Genomic DNA, 20,882 nt, shown 5'->3' with positions numbered 1-20,882 from the left:
ACACGAATTTCCCGGCGCGGGGCCGCAGCCCCGTGCCCCGTACCTTGTGCCTATTGCCGGCGAAACCCGGCCGGATCATCCCGCCCGCCGTTCGGCGCGGGCGCGGCGGGCCTGTTGCAGCATCGGGATCGAGTAAAGGACCAGCGCCGCCCAGATCATCGGAAAGGCGATCATGCGGGAGCGCCCGAGCGGTTCTCCGAACACGAAGACCGCGATCAGGAAGATCATGGTGGGCGCGATGTACTGCATGATGCCGATGGTGGACAGCCGCAGCAGCTTGGCCCCGTTGGCATAGACCAGAAGCGGTGCGGCGGTGATGACCCCGCAGCCCAGCAGCAGCCAGGTGTCGAGCGCATTGCCGGCAAGGAAGTGTCCCTGCCCGCTCACCCCGAGCCAGATCATGTAGGCCAGCGCCGGCGGGCTGAGCAGCAGCACCTCCAGCAGGAAGCCCTGATTCGGTCCGATGGGCAGGGATTTCTTGAAATAGGCATAGAATCCCCAGCTTCCGGTCAGGATCAGGGCCACCATCGGCAGCCGCCCGGTGTCCCAGGTCAGGATGGCGACGGCGGCCGCGGCCAGTGCGATGGCGGCGATCTGCAGCCGCGTCAGCCGCTCTCGCAGCAGGATTGCTCCCAACATGACGCTGAACAGCGGGTTGATGTAGTAGCCCAGCGCCGCCTCGACGGTTCTTTCGTTGGCGATGGCCCAGACATAGGTGCCCCAGTTGACCGTGATCAGCGTCGCCGTAACCGCCCCCATGGCCAGCACGCGCGGCGAACGGAAGGCGGCGGCAATGTCCTGCACACGCCGCAGGATCACAAGCACCGCCCCCGCGATGGGCACTGACCACACCACCCGGTGGGCGATGATCTCGACCGGGGGGATGTGCGAAATCGCCTTCATGTAGATCGGCAGGATGCCCCACATCAGATAGGCCGAAAGCGCAAAGGCGAAGCCGCGGGGCGTGTCCCGGTTTTCGAGGTTCATGAAATGCTCCGGCGGCGGGTGCCGCGTCAGTGGTCGTAGGGATCCAGAGAATCCCTAAGCCCGTCGCCGAGGAAGTTGAAGGCCAGAACGACCACGATGATCGGAATCATCGGAATCGCCGTCCACGGATAGATCTCGATCGAGGCCAGATTCTGCGCGTCGTTCAGCATCACCCCCCAGCTGACCGCCGGCGCCCTGAGCCCCAGCCCGAGGAAGGAGAGTGCGGTTTCCCCGAGGATCATCGCCGGGATCGACAGCGTGGCGCTGGCGATCAGGTGCGACATGAAATTGGGCAGCAGGTGCTTGCGGATCACCCGGCCCGAGCTGGCCCCCATCATCTCGGCGGCGCGGACGTATTCCTCTTCGCGCAGGGACAGGAACTTGGCCCGCACCGATCGCGCCAGCCCCGGCCAGTCGAGGATTCCGAGGATGATCGAGATGATGAAAAACACCGCCACCGGCCCCCAGTTCGACGGCACCGCTGCGCTGAGCGCCAGCCACAGCGGCAGTTCGGGCAGGGATCGCAATATCTCGATCGCGCGGTTGATGACCCAGTCGATCCAGCCGCCGAAATAGCCCGCCATGCTGCCCAGCAGGATGCCCAGCGAGAACGACACCGCGATTCCGATCAGGCCCACGGTCAGCGACAGCTGCGCGCCGTAGAGGATGCGGCTGAACACGTCGCGGCCCAGCCGGTCCGAGCCGAGCAGAAAGATGGTGGCGCCTTCGGGGGCGCAGAACAGGTGCAGATCGGTCTCGAACAGGCCGGCCAGCTTGTAGCTGCCGCGGCGGCAGAAGAATTCCAGCTTCATCGGCCGCGAGGTGTCGGGCTTGAACACCCACTGGAAGGTCTCCAGGTCGGCCTCGGCGGTGGTCGGATAGACGAAGGGGCCGATGAATTTCCCCTCGTACCACCAGTTGATCGCCTGCGGGGGGGCGTAAAGGCGTTCCTCGTCGCGTTCGTTGGCGGTGTAGGGCGCGAAGAAGCCGGCAAAGGGCAGCAGCAGATAGGCGGTCAGCAGGAAGATGCCCGATATCAGCCCCAGCCGGTGCTTGCGGAACTTGCGCCAGATCAGCAGCCAGTTGGGCGCATCCAGATCGCGCCGCTCGGGCATCTGGAGGCCGGCCCGGGCATCATAGGGCGCATCGTCCACATAGCGGCCGTCGGGGAGACGCGTCATGCCTCGCGTCCCTCGTAGCGGATGCGCGGGTCGAGCATCACCAGCAGGATGTCGGAAATCATCGTGCCGACCAGCGTCAGCAGCGCCACGAACATCAGCACGAACCCCGCAAGGAACTGGTCCTGGGTCTTGAGCGCGGTCAGCAGGGTCGGGCCGATGGTCTGCAGCCCCAGCACGACCGACACCAGAACCGAGCCCGAGACCATGCTGGGCAACAGGTTGCCGATATCGGCGACGAACGGGTTGAAGGCCACGCGCAGCGGGTATTTCATCAGCATCCGGGCCGGCGAGAGACCTTTCGCGATGGCGGTTTCCACATAGGGTTTGCCCAGCTCGTCCAGCATGTTGGCGCGCAGCCGCTGCTGCATGGCCGAGGCGCCCGAGGTGCCGATCACGAAGGTCGGCACGATCAGGTGCAGCAGGATCGACTGGAGCTTGTCCCAGCTCATCGGCTGGCCTTCGAAGGTCGGGTCCATCAGGCCGCCGATGGGCAGGTCGAAATACTTGTGCCCGTAATAGAACATGATCAGCGCCAGCAGGAAGTTGGGCGTGGCCAGCCCCAGATAGCCGATCAGGGCGGTGATGTAGTCGATCCATGTGCGCGACTTCGCCGCCGCCAGCACCCCCAGCGGCAGCGCCGCGGCATAGACGAACATCACGGCGGCGAAATTGACCAGGACGGTCAGCCACAGGCTGTCACCGACGATCTCGGCGACGGGTCGGTCGAATTCGAAGGACCAGCCGTAATCGCCCTGGATCAGCCCCGAGAACCCGTTCGGCCCCGGCATGAAGCCCATCCAGATCATGTACTGTTCCCACAGCGGCCGGTCGAGCGCGTATTCGCGGCGCAGGAACTCGGCCTTGGCCACCCCCGCCGACTGCCCCGAGGCCTTCAGCTCGGCGATCTGGTTGGACAGGTAGTCGCCGGGCGGCAGGTTGATGATGATGAAGATCAGCACCGACACGACCAGCAGCGTCAGCAGCATCGTGCCGAAGCGGTAGATCGTATAGCGCAGGATTTCCATCACGCGTGCCTCCTGTCGGCGTTCAGGTCAGTCGAACCAGAACTCGTCCATCCGGTGCACGCCGAAATGCGCCCCCGGATCCCATGCCCACAGGGCCTTTTCCGGCACGTTGCGCAGCCGCTTGTTGACCACGATCGGCTGCGGCGCCTCGGCCAGTGTGCCGATGGCATAGACCTGTTCGGCATGGATCTGCAGCATTTCGCGCCATACGGCCGCGCGTTCCTCGTCCGAGGTGGCCCGCTCCCACCGGTGCAGCAGGTCCAGCAGCCGCTGCGCCGGCGCCAGGTCGGGCGGTTCGCCCGCGGCGCCGTTGGTCTGGTAGTACTGCCCCCATTTCGGCCAGGACAGGAACACCTGATCGGTCGGCGCCAGATAGGCGGGCGAGGTGTAGGGCTGGGGTATGCCGTTGTCCCAGCCGTACCAGACCGATGCCATCGAGGTGCCGGCAAAGACCCGGTTGCGCAGGATGTCGCGGTCAAGCGGGCGCATCACCAGCCGCACGCCGATATCGCGCCAGTTGTCGGTGATGATCTGAAGGGCGTTCTCGACCTCCTGGCGCTCGCCGGCGGTTTCGATCACGATCTCCATCTTGCGCCCGTCGGGCAGCGTCCGGTAGCCGTCGGAGGTGCGCCCGGTGAGCCCGGCCTCGTCCAGCAGCCGGTTGGCCTGCTCCACGTCATGGGCGGCCCAGGCTTCCCGCAGTTTCGGGTCGAAGAACGGGCTTTGCGGCAGGACGGTCATGGCGCCCGGCTTGGCCAGCTTGAAATAGAGCGCCCGGTTGATGGCGTCGCGGTTGATGGCCAGCGACAGCGCCCGGCGCACCCGCACGTCGCGCAGGACCTTGCGCCAGACCGGATCGATGTAGTTGAGGTTCGGATAGATCGCCACCTGCGAGGCAACGGCGGTCTTCCACAGCAGCGTCCGGTAGTTGCCGCCCTCCGCTTCGCCCTTGCGCAGGATCGAGATGTTGCGGAAATCCAGCCCGCGGCCCTGCAAGTCGGTCTCGCCCGCGTTTGCCTTGGCCGCGACCAGGCCGGGGGCGACGATTTCCATCTCGACCACGTCGATATAGGGAAGCTGCACGCCCCGCGCGTCGATCCTGTGGAAATAGGGGTTGCGCACGAACCTGTGCCGGATCCTCTTGCCCGCGGTGGCGTTGACCCAGGGCTGCAGGGTCGGAAGGTCGGGGTTGTCGAACTTGTACATGTTGTCGCGCTTGTTGTGCAGCGCGGCCCAGCTTTTCACCCGCGCCTTGTCCACCGCCGCCGCCAGCGCCGTGGGCTCGGCATATTTTTCGTGGAACTGCCGCAGGTAGTGCGCCGGGCGATAGATGAAGGGCGGACGGGCCTGGGCGAGCGATTGCAGGAAGTTCGGGTTCGGCCTGTCCCAGGCATAGATGACCGTGGTTTCGTCGGGAAAGCTGACCTTCGGCAGTTTCCCGTCCACGCGCAGGAAATCGGGCGGGCCCGACGGGCTGATCTGGTCGTTGTTGGCCACGTCCTCCCACCAGTAGCGGAAATCTTCCGAGGTGAACGGTGCCCCGTCAGACCACTTGTGCCCCTTGCGCAGGCGCAGGGTGAAGACCCGGTCCCCGTCAATTTCCACCGCCTTGAGGATATCCGGCACGAGCTTGTAGTCCGCGTTGTAGCCGACCAGCCGCGCATAGCCGTAAACGACCATCTGACGGATGTCCTTGCTGCGGGTGATCATCGTCCGCAACGTGCCGCCCTGCTTGCCAAAGCTGCGGCCCTTGGCTTCGAGATCGACGATCAGGGGCTCGCGGGGGATGCGCTCGGAGACGGGGGGCATCTCGCCTGCGGCCACCCTGGCCTGCCAGAACGTGGTTTCCTGCATGTCGCGCGCGGCCGGTGCCGGGGTGGCCGGCAGCAGCGCCAGGCCGGTCAGGGCGGCAAGCGAGCGAAGAAACGTTCTGCGGTTTTCAGGCATGGCATCGCACCTTGTGACCCGGTTGAATTTCCACGAGCGAGGGTATCACGGTGTCGGTGAAACGAAAGGCCTCGTCCCAGCTGTCCGGCGCGCCGGCGCCAAGCGAAACCAGTTCGAGATCGATGGGCCGATCGATATCGGGCGTCGGCTGCGCGGCGATCAGCGCCTTCGTGTAGGGGTGCCGCGGATCGTGGAACAGGGTTTCGGGCGGGGCCTGTTCGACGATCAGCCCCTGCCGCATCACCGCCACCTCGTCGGCGATGCGCGCCACAACCGCCAGATCGTGGCTGATGAACAGATAGCTCAGGTTCATCCGGTCGCGGATGTCCTCCAGCAGCGTCAGGATCTGGTCCTGCACGCTCACGTCCAGCGCCGATGTGGGTTCGTCGCAGACCAGAAGCGACGGCTCCAGCATCAGCGCCCGGGCGATCGACAGCCGCTGGCGCTGGCCGCCGGAGAAGGCGTGCGGGTAGCGCTTGAGCATGTCGGGGCTCAGCCCCACCTCCTTCAGCTTTGCCGCGGCCCGTTCCCGGCGTTCGGCCCGGGTTCCGATGTCGTGGATGTCCAGCGGTTCGGTAAGCGCGTCCTCGATGCGCATCCTCGGGCTGAGCGAAGAATAGGGATCCTGGAACACCATCTGCGCCTCGCGCTGAAAGGCGATGCGGGCGGCGCGGTTCATCTCGTGCACGGCCACGGGGTCGCTTTGCGGGGTCGGGCGGAACAGGATTTCGCCGCCCGGATCGGGCGGCTCGGCCGCCAGCGCGATCCGGGCCACCGTCGTCTTGCCCGAGCCGCTTTCGCCGACGATGGCCAGCGTCTTGCCGCGCGGCAGGTCGAGATCCACGCCCCGGCAGGCCCGGATCAGCGTGGCGGGCTTCCACGGCGCCCTGGCCCGAAGGGTGTAGGTCTTGGCAATGTTCTTCAGTTGCAGGATCAGATCCTCGCCGGGCAGCGGGGGGGATTCGTCGGTCGCGTCGGGGATCGACGGGGCGGCATCGAACAGCTGCCGCGTGTAGGGATGGGCGGGCGCGCGCAGCATCGGCTCGGCGGCGCCCGATTCCATGACCCGGCCCCTGTACATGACCACCACCTTTTCGGCCATGTTGGCGACGACCCCGAGATCATGCGTGACGAGGATCATCGCCATGCCGGTTTCGCGCTGAAGCTCCTTCATCAGGCCCAGCACCAGCGCCTGCGTGGTCACGTCCAGTGCCGTGGTGGGTTCATCGGCGATCAGCAGGTCGGGCTTGGCCACCATCGCCATGGCGATCATCGCCCGCTGGCGCATCCCGCCCGAGAGCTCGAACGGATAGGATCTGTAGGTGCGTTCCGGATCGGGAAAGCCCACGCGCTCGAAGGTTTCCAGAACCACGCGTTTGGCCGCGCGCTCGGACATGCCGCGATGCAGCCACAGAACCTCGGACACCTGGTTGCCGATCCGGTGCAGCGGCGACAGCGACCGCATCGGCTCCTGGAAGATCATCGAGATCATGTTGCCGCGCACATGGCGCATCCGCCGTTCGCTCAGATCCGAGAGCACATGGGTCCCTTCGCTGTTCCTGAGCACGACCCGGCCCGACCGGTACCGGGCCGAGCGGGGCAGGATGCGCAGGATGGCCCGGCAGGTGACCGTCTTGCCGGAGCCCGATTCGCCCACCAGCGCAAGGGTTTCGCCGGGATCGACGGAAAAGCCGACATCCTCGACGACCGGCTCTGCGGCGCCAAAGGCGATGGTCAGATTCTCGACTGTCAGCAGCGGGGCCATTCAGGCGGCACCACCGGCAGGTTTCTTGCGCGGCATCGGGGGTCTGGCTTCTCCCTGTCTTGCCGGGCCACCTTGGCTTGGCGGGCGGGGCCGCGTCAAACCCCTAATCACGGGAAAGCGGGGATTTGATCGGCTTGCGGCCTACACTTCCGGCCACGGTTCTGGCAAGACGGAGCGAGGGCCCCGGATGGGGCGTGAACGGGAGTTTCCATCTTGAGCCGACTGGACGTTTTCATCGACCGCATGGTGTCGCAACGCGCCTGCCTCGATTTTGCCATTGCCGAAACGGCTGCCTTGCCCGGCCCGGTTTTCGAACTGGGGCTGGGCAACGGGCGCACCTATCACCACCTGCGCGAAAAAATCGCCGGCCGCGACATCTATGTTTTCGAACGGAAGATCGCCTCGCACCCCGATTCGACTCCGCCGCCGGAATTCACGATCCTCGGCGATGTGACCGAGACGCTGCCCCGCGCGCTGGAGAGGTTCGGTCCGACCGCCAGCCTGATTCACGCCGACCTGGGCGGTCACAACCTCGCCAAGAACGACCAGTTCGCGCGCAGGATCTCGCCGCTGATCGAACCGATGCTGGCGCCGGGCGGGATGATGGTTTCCAGCGACCGGATGTATTTCGAGGGGCTGGAGGAACTGCCACTCCCCGAAGGTGCCGTGGAGGGGCGCTGCTTCGTCTATCGCCGTTGAACGGCGCGTGCGGGCGGGGCTATCGTGCCCCAGGACCGCGCAACCCGAGGACCGACCATGATCTTCTACGACTGCCCGACCGCCCCCAACCCGCGCCGCGCACGGATGTTCATCGCCGAAAAGGGGCTGCAAATCGAAACCCGCGAGATCTCGATGATCAGGGGCGAACAGCTTTCGCCCGCGTTCCTGAAGGTCAACCCCTTGGGCACCATTCCGGTTCTCGTCACGGAGGCCGGCAACGTTCTGACCGAGAACGTAGCCATTGCCGCCTATCTGGAGGAACGGCACCCGGAGCCGCCGCTGCTGGGCCGGGATGCCGAGGAACGGGGGATGGTGATCAACTGGAATGCCATTGTCGAACAGCAGGGCGGGCAACCCATCGCCGAGGCCTTTCGCAATTCGCACCCGGCGATGAAGGGTCGCGCCATCACCGGCCCGGAAGATTTCGAACAGATCCCGGACCTGGCCGAGCGCGCCTTCCGCCGCATCGACCTGTTCTTCGACCTGATGGAAAGGCGCCTGGGACAAAGCGAATACCTCGCTGGCGACCGGTTCACCCTGCCCGACATCACCGCCTTCGTGATGATCGAATTCGCCCGCGTGATCAGACGGAGGATCCCCGAGGGCAACACCGCCACGCTGCGCTGGCACGCGGCGGTGAAGGCGCGCCCCAGCGCCGCGGCCTGAGGGGCGGTTGCGCCCTGCCGCGCCCTGCCGCATCATCGGCCCAACAGGATGCAGGGCCGAGAGGGAACCATGGCTGAAACGGCGGATGCCATCATCATCGGAACCGGGGTGATCGGCGCGGCCGTCGCCTTCGAACTGGCGAAGAAGGGGTGGAAAACCCTGTCGCTTGACCGCAACGCGCAGGCCGGACACGGATCGACCTCCGCCAGCTGCGCCATCATCCGCATGCACTACTCCACCTTCGACGGCACCGCCTTCGCGTGGGAGGCCTGGCACCACTGGCGCGACTGGCGCGACCACCTCGGCCTGCCCGATGGCACCGAACTGGCGCGGTTCCGCCAGACCGGATGCCTGGTGATGAAGACTCCGGCCAATGATTTCATGGAAAGGCACATGGAATTCAGCGCCGCGCTGGGCTGCCCGTTCGAGGAATGGGACGCGGCGCAGATAAGGCGCCGCCTGCCGATCTATTCTCTGAAAAGTTTCGCCCCTCCCCGCCGCCCCGACGACCCGGATTTCGGCAAACCCAATGGCGACCGTCTGGAGGCGGCGGTTTTCTGGCCGCAGGCGGGCTATGTCACCGATCCGGCGTTGGCGGCGCAGAACCTGATGGAGGCCGCACAGGTGCACGGCGCCCGGCTGCGCGGCCGGGCCGAGGTCGCCGAGATTCTGCAAACGGGCGGCCGGGCGCGGGGGGTGAAGCTGGCGACCGGCGAAGTCATCCACGCGCCGGTGGTGGTGAATGTGGCCGGGCCGGGATCGGCGGCCATCAACCGCTTGGCCGGGGTGACCGGGGACATGACCATCGAAACCCGCCCGCTGCGGCAGGAGGTGGCGCATGTTCCCGCCCCCGAAGGGTTCGATTTCGAACGCCACGGCACCATCGTCTCCGACAGCGACATTGGCTGCTACTGCCGGCCCGAACGTGGCAATCACATCCTGATCGGCAGCGAGGACCCCGCCTGCGATCCGCACATGTGGGTTGAGGACGACGTGCATTTTGACCGCAACTTCACCGACCAGTGGACGATCCAGGCGATGCGTTACGGACAGCGCGTGCCGAGTCTGGGGATTCCGTCGAAAATGCGCGGCGTGGTGGATCTCTACGACGCCTCGACCGACTGGATTCCGATCTACGACAAGTCCGCGCTGCCCGGCTTCTACATGGCCTGCGGCACCAGCGGAAACCAGTTCAAGAATGCCCCGCTTGCCGGCCGCCTGATGGCCGAGCTGATCGAATATTGCGAGGGCGGGACAGATCACGACACCGCGCCGCTGCGCTTCCGGCTTCCCAATATCGGCCGGACCATCGATGCAGGCTTCTACTCGCGCAAGCGCCCGGTCAACAGGGATTCGAGCTTCTCCGTCCTCGGCTGACCTCCCGGCTCTTTTTCTGGCGGAAAATATCCCGTGGGTCCGGGGGCTGGCCCCCGGTCCTGCACCGGCCGCCTCGACCACACGCGGCCCGGCCCGGCCGTGCCCGCCCCCGCCAACAGCGGCGGCAGACGCATTTTGCCGTCAGGGGCTGGAACAGATGCCGAAAATGCTTCAAGAATTTCAGTGACCTGAACGGGCGGAACCGGCATCGGGCCGGCGCCGCGGTGGCATCGAAAGGCATGCGATGAGCATTCGATTCTTTTCCGACAGAAGCCGGCCGGTTCACCTTGGTCCCTACCCTCTGGAGCGGCTTGCCCGGGCCGACGCTGTGCCCGACCTGTCGGCCGTGCCCCCGCAGCCGGTGCCGGATTTTCACCGCCCCGAGCGCCCCGAAAGCATCGTCAACGCGATGGGCGAGTTCCAGGCGATGATGGACGCCATCCGCGACGGGTTCGTGAATCCTGCGCGGGCCGAGATCCCCGCCGATCCGGTCGCGCGCGCCAACCATCTCAAGGCCTTCGGCTATTTCAACGACGCCTCGATGGTGGGCTGTGGACCGCTGCCCGATGCCGCGCGGCTGGCCGCCCCCCGCCGCAACCCCGACATCGACCGCCTGGCCGAGGCCCTGCGCACCCGCCAGACGAAGACGCTGGCCAGCGGCATCGACCTGATCATGGCCGACCTCAAGGAGAGCATGGAGGCCCCGCCCCGGCCGATGGACGCACATGCCCATGCCATCGTCTTTCTCTACGAACACTGGCGCGACCCGGACCCGGAAGAGCCGGGCAGCGACTGGATCCTTGATGCGCAGGACCACCGCGCCTGCATCCGTGCCACCGAGACGGCGGTGGTGATCGCCAACTACATCCGCGCGCTTGGGTTCGAGGCCCGGGCGCATACGCCCACCACCTCGGACGTGGATCTTGGCCGGCTGGCGGTGGCGACGGGGCTGGTCTGCGTTGAGGGGGGCGTGCTGCAGGCGCCGTGGCTGGGGCCGCGCTTCGGGCTGGCGGCGGTGACGACGACCATGGAGATCGCCCATGACCGGCCGCTGCTGCCGCTGTCGCGCCAGCCGCGGCGCGCGTTGAAGGGGCTTGGCTGGAAGCTGGGTATCGGGCACGCGAAATCGGCGCTCAACCGTGACCCTTACGCCCGGCGGCGCTATGTGGACGGGGCCCACCCCTTCGAGCGGCTCAGGCGCGTGGACCGCCCCACCACCTATATCGACGAGGAAAATGTCGCCCGCGTGCCCAAGCGCGCCGACCTCTTCGCCCGTGCCCAGTTCGGGGATCTCGGCCCGAAGGTGCAGAAAGGGGCCACGGGCGGGCATTACGTGCGCAAGTCTGCCCCCTCGCTGGCCCAGCGCCGGGCGCTGGGGGCCTTCGTGCTGCTTCAGGACGGGGATCCCGACCCCACCGGGGCGCGGCCTGCGGATGCGCAACGCAATGCCGCCAACCTGAAGGCGGCCAGCTATTTCCTGGGCCTCGACGCGGTGGGGTTGTCGCGCTGCCCCGACTGGGCGTGGTATTCCCACGACGCGCTGGGCGAGCCCATCGACCCGCCCCATGACCAGGCGATCAGCATGATCGTCGATCAGGGCTACGAGACGATGGAGGGTGCGTCGGGCGATGACTGGATCAGCGTGGCCCAGTCCATGCGCGCCTATCTGCGGTTTTCCCTGCTGGGCGGGATCATTGCCCGGCAGATCCGCAATCTCGGCTACAAGGCCAAGGCGCATACGGTGATGGACGGCGACGTGCTGCAGCCGCCGCTGCTGCTGCTGTCGGGGCTGGGCGAGGTCAGCCGCATCGGCGAGGTGATCCTCAACCCCTATCTCGGGCCGCGGCTGAAATCGGGGGTTGTGACCACCGACATGCCCGTGACGCATGACCGACCCGTCGATTTCGGCCTGCAGCGGTTTTGCGAATCCTGCAACAAATGTGCGCGTGAATGCCCTTCGGGCGCGATCACCGCCGGGCCGAAGCTGATGTTCAATGGCTACGAGATCTGGAAGTCCGACAGCCAGCGCTGTGCCACATACCGGATCACCACCGAGGGCGGTGCCATGTGCGGGCGCTGCATGAAGACCTGCCCGTGGAATCTTGAGGGGATCCTTGCCGAGGCACCGTTTCGCTGGGCCGCCATGCACATCCCCGCCACCGCCCCGGCGCTTGCGCGGCTGGACGATGCGGTGGGCAATGGCGGGCTGAACGATGTGAAGAAATGGTGGTGGGATATCGAGCTGGCCGAGGACGGCGCCTATCGTCCCTCGCCGCACCCGGTGAACCGGCGCGACCTGCAAAAGGATCTGGATCTGAGATACGAGGATCAGACGCTGGCGGTCTATCCCGCGCCGCTGGCGCCGCATCCCTGGCCGTACCCGTTCCCGATGGACCGCGAGGCCGGCATCGAGGCCTACCGGGCGCTGATCGGGGCCGGGGAATACCGCGCACGACTGGCCCGCGGCGACAGATCGGCGGTGCATCGCTACACCGCCGCCGAGGGGGCCTCTCCGGTGATCCGGGTGGTGGTATCGAAGGTCGAGCGGATGACCCCGGCGATCACGAAATACGAATTCCGCGCGCTTGACGGGTCGGACCTGCCGGCATGGACGGCGGGGGCGCATGTGGACGTGCTGGTGGCGCCCGAGTTCCTGCGGCAATATTCGCTGTCGGGTGATCCAGCAGACCGGTCGAAGTACCAGATCGGCGTGCTGCGCGAAGATGAGGGACGGGGTGGCTCGAAGCTTATGCACCGGATTTTCCGCGAGGGGCGCAGGGTCTTCATCTCGCACCCGATCAACCATTTCGAGCTGGACGAGACGGCGGAAAAGACCTTCCTGATGGGCGGCGGCATCGGGGTGACGCCGATGCTGGCCTTCGCCCATCGTCTGCATGCGTTGGGGCGTGGCTTCGAGCTGCACTACTCGGTCCATTCGCGCAGCGAAGCCGGCTATCTGGACGATCTGGCGGCGGCGCCCTGGGCGGAGCGGGTGGTGCTGCATGTCTCGGACGAGGGCACGCGGGCCGATTTCGATGCGCTGCTGGCGGGGTGGCGACCGGGCTGGCATGTCTATGTCTGCGGGCCGGATCGGTTCATGTCGGCGGTGATCGAGGCGGCCGCGCGGCAGGGTTTTCCCGAAGAGGCGCGGCACCTGGAGTATTTCAGCCTGCCCGAGGAGCCGGAATACGAAAATCACGAGTTCGTTCTGCGGCTGGTCCGGTCGGGGCGGGAGATTGTCGTTCCGGCAGACCGGACGGCTGCCGAGGTGCTGAACGAGAACGGTATTCGCGTTGACGTGAAATGCTCCGACGGGCTGTGCGGGGTGTGCAGCTGCGGGCTGGTTTCGGGCGAGGTGGAGCACCGCGATTTCGTGCTGTCGAGCAGGCAGCGGCAGGACAGGATCATTCTTTGCCGGTCGCGGGCGGCGCAGGCCGGTGGTGTGGTGGAGATCGATCTTTGAGCTTCGGTCGCGTGGGTGGAGGGGGCTGTCTGCCCCCTCTTGGCCCGTGCGGGCCAATTCACCCCCGAGAGTATTTGGGGCAAGAGGAAGGGGGTGGGGTCAGCTTTGCCAGCGGCCCTCGAAATCTTCGGGAATCAGCAGGTTGTGGCGGCCAAGGTCGGTGACTTTCCTTTCGCCGCAGAAGGCCATGGTGAGGTCCAGTTCGCGGTGGATGATCTCGAGTGCCCGGGTCACGCCTTTTTGCCCCATCGCGCCCAGCCCGTAGATGAAGGCGCGGCCGATATAGGTTCCCGTCGCGCCCAGCGCGACCGCCTTGAGGACGTCCTGGCCGGTGCGGATGCCGCCGTCGAGGTGGACCTCGATATCGCCGCCCACCGCGTCCATGATCTTCGGCAGCATGCGGATGGAGCTGAGCGCGCCGTCAAGCTGCCGGCCGCCGTGGTTGGAGACGATGATGGCGTCAGCGCCGAGTTTTACCGCCATTCTTGCGTCCTCCGGGTCGAGGATGCCCTTGAGGATCACCTTGCCGCCCCACTGTTTCATGAGTTTTTCGACCTTGCCCCAGTCGAGCGCGGGGTCGAACTGCTCGGCCGTCCAGGCGCCGAGCGACGAGGTATCCGAGATGCCCTGGACATGGCCCACGATGTTGCCGAAATTGCGCCGTTTGGCGCCCAGCATTTCGATCCCCCAGCGCCATTTGCTCATCAGGTTGGCGATGGTTTTCGGGGTCAGTTTCGGCGGGGCCGAGAGGCCGTTCTTCAGGTCCTTGTGGCGCTGGCCGAGGATCTGAAGATCCAGCGTGATCACCAGCGCCGAGCAGCCCGCATCGCGTGCCCGCCGGATCAGGCGCGAGGTGTAGTCGGTATCCTTCATGGTGTAGAGCTGGAACCAGAAGGGCGCGCCGGTGGCCTCGGCGACTTCCTCGATCGAGTTGATCGACATGGTGGAGAGCGTGAAGGGCACGCCGAAATCGCGTGCCGCCAGAGCGGCCTTGATCTCGCCATCGGCGTGTTGCATGCCCGTCAACCCCACCGGTGCCAGTGCAACCGGCATGGCCACGTCCTGCCCGATCATCTGCGTGGCAGTGCTGCGGCCGGTCATGTCCACCGCCACGCGCTGGCGCAGGCGGATGTCGCGGAAGTCAGACACGTTGTCGTGAAAGGTCTGTTCGGTCCAGCTGCCGCTCTCGGCATAGTCGTAGAACATGCGCGGCACGCGGCGTTCGTAGAGGCGCTTGAGGTCTTCGATGCAGGTGATGACGGTCATGATGGCGATTCCCGCTGAATTGGTAAGGCGCCATTACCAATCATGGGCAATTTGGGCAATGAGTGTCTTGCGGGGCATTTCGGCGTCTTTTCCGGCGGCAGTCAGACACCGCAACCGCCCCCCGTTGCGCCCGACCGTGTAATGGGGCCCAGGTTCGAATCGAGCCAGCCCTTGACGAGGCTCCAGCCCCGGCCCGAGAAATACTGTTCGCTGACAAAGGTTCGGGGATCGATTTCGGAAAAGTCGCGATCCCGGGTGATCAGGAAGAAGGCGGCCACGTCGATGGCCTGATCGGGAAACCAGAAGGCGTTGAAATTCCTGGCGGCTTCGTAGAGTTCGTCTTCGCTCGCGCCGGTGGCGGCGAGGATTTCCAGAACGCCCAGCAGTGCCATGCCGTGGTTGCAGTCGGGAAAGGCGGTGGAGTTGCCGCAGCAGGGGCGGAAGGTCGTCTCGGCCACGCGCAGAAGGCGGGCCTGTTGTTCATCGCTCAAGGTGACCAGGCGGCTGGCGGCGAAGATCTCGTCGAGCGGCCTCCGGGCGATGGTCCAGCCGCCGGTCGAGGCGAAATCGCCGATCCGCCCGGCGCCGTAGCCTTTCAGCTGGCCGTCGGTGAGAATCGGGTTGTCATTGGCCAGACCGAAGGCCCAGAACAGGTTGAGCAGGAAATAGGCGTTGTCGCGGGTGATCGTGATCGGGGCGTCCAGCCCTTCGGGCTCGAAGATGCGCCGCTGTTCCGCGCTCAGGGGGCGGCCGGCCCTTTCGTAGACGGCGGCGAACTTGTCGAAGTCGATCACCCCTGCATCCACCAGCCGGTAGCCGATATTTCCGAAGCTGACGCCGATGGTGAACCCCTCGGCCGGCAATACCTGTTCGGGCAGCGCCGCGAACCGGCGTTCCAGTGCGAGATCCTCGGCCGTGGGGGCGGTGATGCCGTCGCGCTGGAAGGTCAGCTTGTAGCGGTCCGGGACGAGGGGCAGCAGATACAGCGTGGCGATGGCCCCGGCGATCACGGCAAGGCCGGTGATCCGGCGGCGCATCCTTCGTTCCGGCGGGCATGCTCCCGCGATCACCTGCGCCGAGCGGGTCAGGGAAAAGCCGAGCAGCGCGATCGCCAGAAGCCGGATCTCGAGCCCCTGCAGCGGGAACGCCGCCAGCGAGCCGGCAATGCCCAGAAGCGGAAGCAGCCAGGCACCGCAGACCGGGCAGCCGCTGGCCACCGCCGCGGTCAGGCTTCCGGCAGCGGTGCCGGGCATGGCCTCGGCCCCGGCCCGCCCCCGGGTTCGGAAAACCTGCGCCATTGCCGCCCCCGACAGGCCGAACAGTACCGCCGTCGCCACGCTCAGCGCGATGAGGGCGCCGTTGAAAAGGGCGGTGTTCTGGGTCGCCATGATCCGTGGCGTGGTGCTTTGGGTCAGAAAGATGTAGTCCAGCGCGAGGTAGTTGAGGGCAAGGCTGACGGCCACCACGATCTGCAGGCGGTCCCGGAAGGTTTCGGCAAGCGCCGCCATCAGAATGCGCATTTCCACTCTCCCCGTTTCGGTTGATCGCCGCCCGCCCTGTAGTGCTGCGCAGTCGCTTTCCGGCGATGATAGCGACCCGTGGATGGGGGCGACTTGATACCGGTCAAATCCGGGAAAGGCGATGGGCGTGTCGCTTCAGGCGGAATGCGCGCCATCTGCAAGGCTGCGGACGAAATCCAGCACTTCGGATACCGGCCTGCCGTCGCCGATCCTGGCGACGATCGCCGATCCGACCACGGCACCGTCGGCAATGCTGGCGATGGCCTGCGACTTGTCGGGAGTGTTGATGCCGAAGCCGACGATCACCGGAAGATCCGTCGCCGCCTTGATCCGCGCGACCTCGGGGGCGACCTCGGCCGCCTGGGCCTCGGCCGCGCCGGTGATGCCGGTGATCGAGACGTAATAGACGAAACCGGAGGTGTTCTGCAGCACCTTCGGCAGGCGTGCATCATCGGTGGTGGGGGTGGCGAGGCGGATGAAGTTCAGCCCCGCCTTCTGTGCCGGGATGCACAATTCGTCATCTTCTTCGGGCGGCAGGTCCACGACGATCAGCCCGTCGACCCCGGCGGCCCTCGCGTCGGCCAGGAACCTGTCCACGCCGCGGTTGTAGATCGGGTTGTAGTAGCCCATCATCACGATCGGGGTGGTGTCATCCGTCTTGCGGAACGCGGCCGCCATGTCGAGCGTCTTCTGAAGCGTCTGCCCCCCCTCCAGGGCGCGCTGACCGGCAAGCTGGATGGTCGGGCCGTCCGCCATCGGGTCGGTGAAGGGGATGCCCAGTTCGATGATGTCCACGCCCGCGCCGGGCAGGCCTTTCACGATCTCCAGAGAGGTGTCGTAGTCGGGATCGCCCGCCATCACATAGGCGACAAAGGCTTTGCGGCCGGAGGCTTTCAGCTCGGCGAACTTGGCGTCAATTCGGGTCATGGCGGATCTTTCGATGTTGTCGGAACCGATGTGCCCAATGTTCACGGGGAAATCAATCCCGGCCCCCGGCATGGCGCCCGCCCCCGCGGAGGTTCTAGAGGCGCCGGTGCCAGCGCAGAAGCAGGGCGTTGACGCCGGGATTGATCCGTCCGGTTCCCGCGTTGGACGCATGGGTCAGGGCAAGGGAGACGGCGTTGTTTTCATCCAGCCGATAGCCGATGCTCAGAAGACTGCGAATCTCGAACGAGTTGCCCAGGTCGTTGACCGAAAGATTCGGGGAAAAGAAGCCGGGCATTACGCTGGCTTCGATGAACCAGGGCTGATTCAGGTTGTACAGGAAGGAAAGACCGAAGCCGACAAAGGCATCCCCCCGCTGGTCCACGTTGATCGAGGCGGCCAGGCCGAGGTCGGATCGCTGGCCCGAGCGGAACGGCGCGGCCCGGTACTCGATGGCGAAGAAGGCGCCATCCTTCGCGCCGCTGAACGAGAAATCTGCCGCCCCCGCGCCGAGAACGAGTTCCTGAGCCGCGGTCGGTGCGGGTGAGGCCATGGTTGCGGCCGACAGCAGCGCAGCCGCGGCAAGGGATCTTCCGGTCATCCTGATCTGCTTGATCTTCATCTTCGGCTCCTGCCCGGGTTTTCATCCCATGCAGATGGAGCAGCGGGGCGCCGGTTGCAAGGCCTGCTTTCGTGCTCCGGTTCCGGCGTGGATTTTCGATTCCCGCCGGTGGTGCGTCTCGGCGCCCGGATCGGGGGCGGGTTTGCGGGGCGCGCGATTTCGCAGGCCCTCATGCCGGGCAGGGGTTGACCCCGCCCCGCCGCCTTACATAGATGCGCCGTCACAATCCGGGAAAGGGCTGGCAGATGGGTTTCAGGATGGGGATCGTCGGGCTTCCGAATGTGGGGAAGTCCACCTTGTTCAATGCATTGACGCGAACGGCGGCGGCGCAGGCAGCGAATTTTCCTTTCTGCACCATCGAACCCAATGTGGGCGAGGTGGCCGTGCCCGATGCGCGGCTGGACCGGCTGGCCGAGATTGCCGGTTCGAAGCAGGTCATCCCGACGCGGATGACCTTCGTGGACATTGCCGGGCTGGTTAAGGGGGCGTCGAAGGGTGAAGGGCTGGGCAACCAGTTCCTGCACAACATCCGCGAGGTGGATGCCATTGCCCATGTGCTGCGCTGCTTCGAGGATGGCGACGTGACCCACGTGGAAGGCCGTGTCGATCCGGTGGCCGATGCCGAGACCATCGAGACCGAGCTGATGCTGGCAGATCTTGAAAGCATCGAGAAGCGGCTTGCCAACCTGTCGCGCAAGATACGCGGCGGCGACAAGGAAGCGGTGCAGCAGGAGCGGCTTCTGAAAGCGGCGCAGGCGGCGCTGGAGGCGGGCAGGCCCGCCCGGACCGTCGACGTCGAGGCCGAGGACGCCCGCGCCTGGCGCAACCTTCAGCTGTTGACCACCAAGCCGGTGCTTTATGTCTGCAATGTCGGCGAGGAGGACGCAGCCAGCGGCAATGAATGGTCCGAACAGGTAGCGCGGATGGCGGCGGAGCAGGGCAATGCCCATGTGATCATCTCGGCCCGGATCGAGGAGGAGATCAGCCAGCTCGACCCGGACGAGGCGCAGATGTTCCTGGAAGAAATGGGGCTGGAGGAAGCCGGGCTGGATCGTCTGATCCGCGCGGGCTACGAGCTTTTGCAGTTGGAGACCTTCTTTACCGTGGGGCCGAAGGAGGCCCGCGCCTGGACGATCCGGAAGGGCACGCTGGCGCCGCAGGCGGCAGGCGTGATCCATGGCGATTTCGAAAAGGGCTTCATCCGCGCCGAGACGATCTCATACGAGGATTTCGTCGCCTGCGGTGGCGAACAGGGTGCGAAGGAGGCCGGCCGGATGCGCGCCGAGGGCAAGTCCTATGTGGTGCAGGACGGCGACGTGATGCATTTCCTGTTCAATACCTGATCGCGGCGAGGGGGGCCGGTCATGGCGAGGGGGCGCTGCCCCCTCCGGGCCTGCGGCCCGTTCACCCCCGGAGTATTTTTCGGCAAGAGGAAGGGGGGCGGTTCGCCACCACCGGCGCGGGTCCGGCCCGGCCGCGGGGCATGTGTTTCGGCATGTGCAGGCGGACGCGGCCGGCGACAGTGAAGATGTCTTACCGTGTGGGAACCGGTGTTTCGCCCCGGTAGTCGTAGAACCCGCGTTGCGTCTTGCGGCCCAGCCAGCCGGCCTCGACATATTTGGTCAGCAGCGGGCAGGGGCGGTACTTGGTGTCGGCCAGCCCGTCATGGAGCACGTTCATGATGGCAAGGCAGGTGTCCAGCCCGATGAAGTCGGCCAGCTCCAGCGGCCCCATCGGGTGGTTCGCGCCCAGCCGCATCGACTGGTCGATGGAGCGCACATTGCCGACCCCTTCGTAGAGCGTATAGACGGCTTCGTTGATCATCGGCATCAGGATGCGGTTGACGATGAAGCCGGGGAAGTCCTCGGCACTGGCGGCGGTCTTGCCCAGCCGCTCGACCACGCCGAGGCAGGTCTTGTAGGTGGCCTCGTCCGTGGCGATGCCGCGGATCAGCTCGACCAGCTGCATCACCGGCACCGGGTTCATGAAGTGAAAGCCCATGAACCGTTCGGGCCGGTCGGTGCGGCTGGCCAGGCGGGTGATCGAGATCGACGAGGTGTTCGAGGTCAGGATCGTATGCGGCTGCAGATGCGGCTGGAGATCCTCGAAGATCGCCTGCTTGATGCTTTCGCGTTCGGTGGCGGCCTCGATCACCAGGTCGGCGGCGCCGATGTCGGGCAGGCTCAGCGTCGGAGTGATTCGCGCCAGGGCGGCCTCCATCTCGGCCTGCGAGATCTTTCCACGCGACGCCTGACGGGACATGTTGTTGCGGATGGTGGCCATGGCGCGGTCGAGCGCCTCCTGGCTCACGTCGGACATGATCACGTCATATCCTGCCAGCGCCATCACATGGGCGATGCCGTTGCCCATCTGCCCGGCGCCGATCACCCCGATTTTCCCGATCTCCATGAACCCAGCCTCTCGATTGTTCGCCCGAACCTTACCGGGCCGTCCGGGCGGGGGAAAGAGGGATGGCCCGCGACATTTTTCTGCAAATGCGAAGATTAGCGGAATGGAAAGAATTGCAAGCCCAGAATCGCCCCGGGTGAACAAGATCGGTGGGAGAGATGAGCTACGAATCAACGGGTGCGGCGGCGCTCGGGGGACCGACATGCCGTTACGGGATATCGCGGTTGCTGGTGCGCGGACCGCGGCGGGAGCTGGATGGCCCATACCTGGCCTTTCTCGGTGGTGCGGAGACTTTCGGGCGGTTCGTCGAGGCGCCGTTCCCCGCCCTCGTGGAAGAGGCGTTGGGGCGGGTGTGCGTCAATCTGGGCTGCGTCAATGCGGGGCTGGATGCCTTCATTCACGACCCCGAGACGATGCGCATCGCTCAGGGTGCCGAGATGGTGGTGATCCAGCTGCCCGGTGCCCAGAACCTGTCAAACCGGTTCTACCGGGTTCATCCCCGGCGCAATGACCGGTTTCTGGCAGCCTCGCAGATCCTGACCGCGATCTACCCGGAGGTGGATTTCACCGAGTTCCACTTCACGCGTCACATGCTGGGCGCGTTGCGGGCGGTCTCCGAGGATCGCTTTGCCCTGGTTCGGAGCGAACTGGAACAGGCTTGGCTGGCGCGGATGCGTCTGAAGATCCGCGCCATCGGTCGCCCGGTCTGCCTGCTCTGGCTGCGCTACCGGGAGGGCGTGGATTCGGTGCTTGGCCCCGATCCGCTTTTTGTCGCCGACGAGGCCGTCAATGTCCTGCGCCGGGATGCGGCCGACCTGGTCACGGTCGAGGTGACGGGGGCGGGCATGGCCGGCGAGCTGGGCGACATGTCGGCTCGCGCCGCATCGGCTCCGGCAGCGGCGCATCTGGTGGGGCCTGCGACCCACCGGGATATCGCCGCCTGTCTTGCCCCGGTGCTGGCGCAGCATCTCTGAATCGGAAAAGGCCCGCCTTCGGGGCGGGCCTTTCGC

At 66.0% G+C, this 20,882-nt stretch carries 16 protein-coding genes; 6 read left to right on the top strand and 10 right to left on the bottom strand.

The window, feature by feature from the left end:
• Positions 1-75 precede the first annotated feature (75 nt).
• From rarD to ACZ5CM_RS14080, 5 genes are read right to left on the bottom strand one after another with little or no spacing between them, the layout of a single operon-like run.
• Positions 76-987 carry an EamA family transporter RarD gene (rarD, locus tag ACZ5CM_RS14100; protein ID WP_464639515.1) on the bottom strand — a complete coding sequence of 304 codons (912 nt, stop codon included), beginning with the start codon at positions 985-987 and terminating at the stop codon, positions 76-78.
• 26 nt (positions 988-1,013) lie between these two features.
• Positions 1,014-2,168: an ABC transporter permease gene (locus tag ACZ5CM_RS14095; protein WP_464639513.1), complete on the bottom strand. Its 1,155-nt coding sequence runs from the start codon at positions 2,166-2,168 to the stop codon at positions 1,014-1,016.
• Complete coding sequence (locus ACZ5CM_RS14090; protein ID WP_464642624.1) at positions 2,165-3,193, bottom strand: ABC transporter permease; 1,029 nt, start codon at positions 3,191-3,193, stop codon at positions 2,165-2,167. The genes ACZ5CM_RS14095 and ACZ5CM_RS14090 overlap by 4 nt, the downstream gene beginning before the upstream one ends.
• Before the next feature lie 27 nt (positions 3,194-3,220).
• A complete protein-coding gene (locus ACZ5CM_RS14085) occupies positions 3,221-5,140 on the bottom strand; it encodes an ABC transporter substrate-binding protein (protein WP_464639511.1) in 1,920 nt (639 codons plus the stop codon).
• Positions 5,133-6,905 (bottom strand): ABC transporter ATP-binding protein, encoded by a 1,773-nt coding sequence (locus tag ACZ5CM_RS14080; RefSeq protein ID WP_464639509.1) that lies wholly within the window; start codon positions 6,903-6,905, stop codon positions 5,133-5,135. Before ACZ5CM_RS14080 ends, ACZ5CM_RS14085 begins: the two co-directional genes overlap by 8 nt.
• A gap of 213 nt (positions 6,906-7,118) precedes the next feature.
• Here ACZ5CM_RS14080 and ACZ5CM_RS14075 point away from each other — a divergent pair, with 213 nt between their 5' ends.
• From ACZ5CM_RS14075 to ACZ5CM_RS14060, 4 genes are all read left to right on the top strand, one after another.
• Entirely contained in the window at positions 7,119-7,604 is a 486-nt protein-coding gene (locus ACZ5CM_RS14075; RefSeq protein ID WP_464639508.1) for a class I SAM-dependent methyltransferase, read from the top strand.
• Positions 7,605-7,661: 57 nt separating this feature from the next.
• Positions 7,662-8,291, top strand: coding sequence for a glutathione S-transferase family protein (locus ACZ5CM_RS14070; protein ID WP_464639506.1), 630 nt, complete (start codon positions 7,662-7,664; stop codon positions 8,289-8,291).
• Positions 8,292-8,360: 69 nt separating this feature from the next.
• The gene (locus ACZ5CM_RS14065) at positions 8,361-9,668 is read left to right on the top strand and encodes an NAD(P)/FAD-dependent oxidoreductase (protein ID WP_464639504.1); all 1,308 of its coding nucleotides are present in this window, start codon (positions 8,361-8,363) and stop codon (positions 9,666-9,668) included.
• A gap of 244 nt (positions 9,669-9,912) precedes the next feature.
• Positions 9,913-13,131 (top strand): 2Fe-2S iron-sulfur cluster-binding protein, encoded by a 3,219-nt coding sequence (locus ACZ5CM_RS14060; protein WP_464639503.1) that lies wholly within the window; start codon positions 9,913-9,915, stop codon positions 13,129-13,131.
• Positions 13,132-13,230: 99 nt separating this feature from the next.
• Here the strand turns inward: ACZ5CM_RS14060 and ACZ5CM_RS14055 are convergent, their stop codons facing one another.
• From ACZ5CM_RS14055 to ACZ5CM_RS14040, 4 genes are all read right to left on the bottom strand, one after another.
• The gene (locus tag ACZ5CM_RS14055; protein ID WP_464639501.1) at positions 13,231-14,397 is read right to left on the bottom strand and encodes an alpha-hydroxy acid oxidase; all 1,167 of its coding nucleotides are present in this window, start codon (positions 14,395-14,397) and stop codon (positions 13,231-13,233) included.
• A 101-nt stretch (positions 14,398-14,498) separates the two neighbouring features.
• Entirely contained in the window at positions 14,499-15,917 is a 1,419-nt protein-coding gene (locus tag ACZ5CM_RS14050) for a hypothetical protein (protein WP_464639499.1), read from the bottom strand.
• Between the two features lie 135 nt (positions 15,918-16,052).
• Entirely contained in the window at positions 16,053-16,844 is a 792-nt protein-coding gene (gene trpA, locus ACZ5CM_RS14045; RefSeq protein WP_464639497.1) for a tryptophan synthase subunit alpha, read from the bottom strand.
• A 94-nt stretch (positions 16,845-16,938) separates the two neighbouring features.
• Positions 16,939-17,463, bottom strand: a complete 525-nt coding sequence (locus ACZ5CM_RS14040; RefSeq protein ID WP_464639495.1) for an acyloxyacyl hydrolase — start codon at positions 17,461-17,463, stop codon at positions 16,939-16,941.
• Between the two features lie 245 nt (positions 17,464-17,708).
• On the opposite strand from ACZ5CM_RS14040, the gene ychF reads away from it, so the two are divergent.
• Positions 17,709-18,806 (top strand): redox-regulated ATPase YchF, encoded by a 1,098-nt coding sequence (gene ychF, locus ACZ5CM_RS14035; protein ID WP_464639493.1) that lies wholly within the window; start codon positions 17,709-17,711, stop codon positions 18,804-18,806.
• 190 nt (positions 18,807-18,996) lie between these two features.
• Here ychF and ACZ5CM_RS14030 read toward each other — a convergent pair whose 3' ends face one another.
• A complete protein-coding gene (locus ACZ5CM_RS14030; protein WP_464639492.1) occupies positions 18,997-19,872 on the bottom strand; it encodes a 3-hydroxybutyryl-CoA dehydrogenase in 876 nt (291 codons plus the stop codon).
• A gap of 158 nt (positions 19,873-20,030) precedes the next feature.
• Here ACZ5CM_RS14030 and ACZ5CM_RS14025 point away from each other — a divergent pair, with 158 nt between their 5' ends.
• Positions 20,031-20,846, top strand: coding sequence for a DUF6473 family protein (locus ACZ5CM_RS14025; protein ID WP_464639490.1), 816 nt, complete (start codon positions 20,031-20,033; stop codon positions 20,844-20,846).
• Positions 20,847-20,882: the final 36 nt, after the last annotated feature.

The sequence above is a fragment of the Piezobacter thermophilus genome (assembly GCF_055386745.1).
The sequence above is the reverse complement of the archived record's forward strand: the minus strand, read 5'-3'. Positions and strand labels throughout refer to the sequence as shown.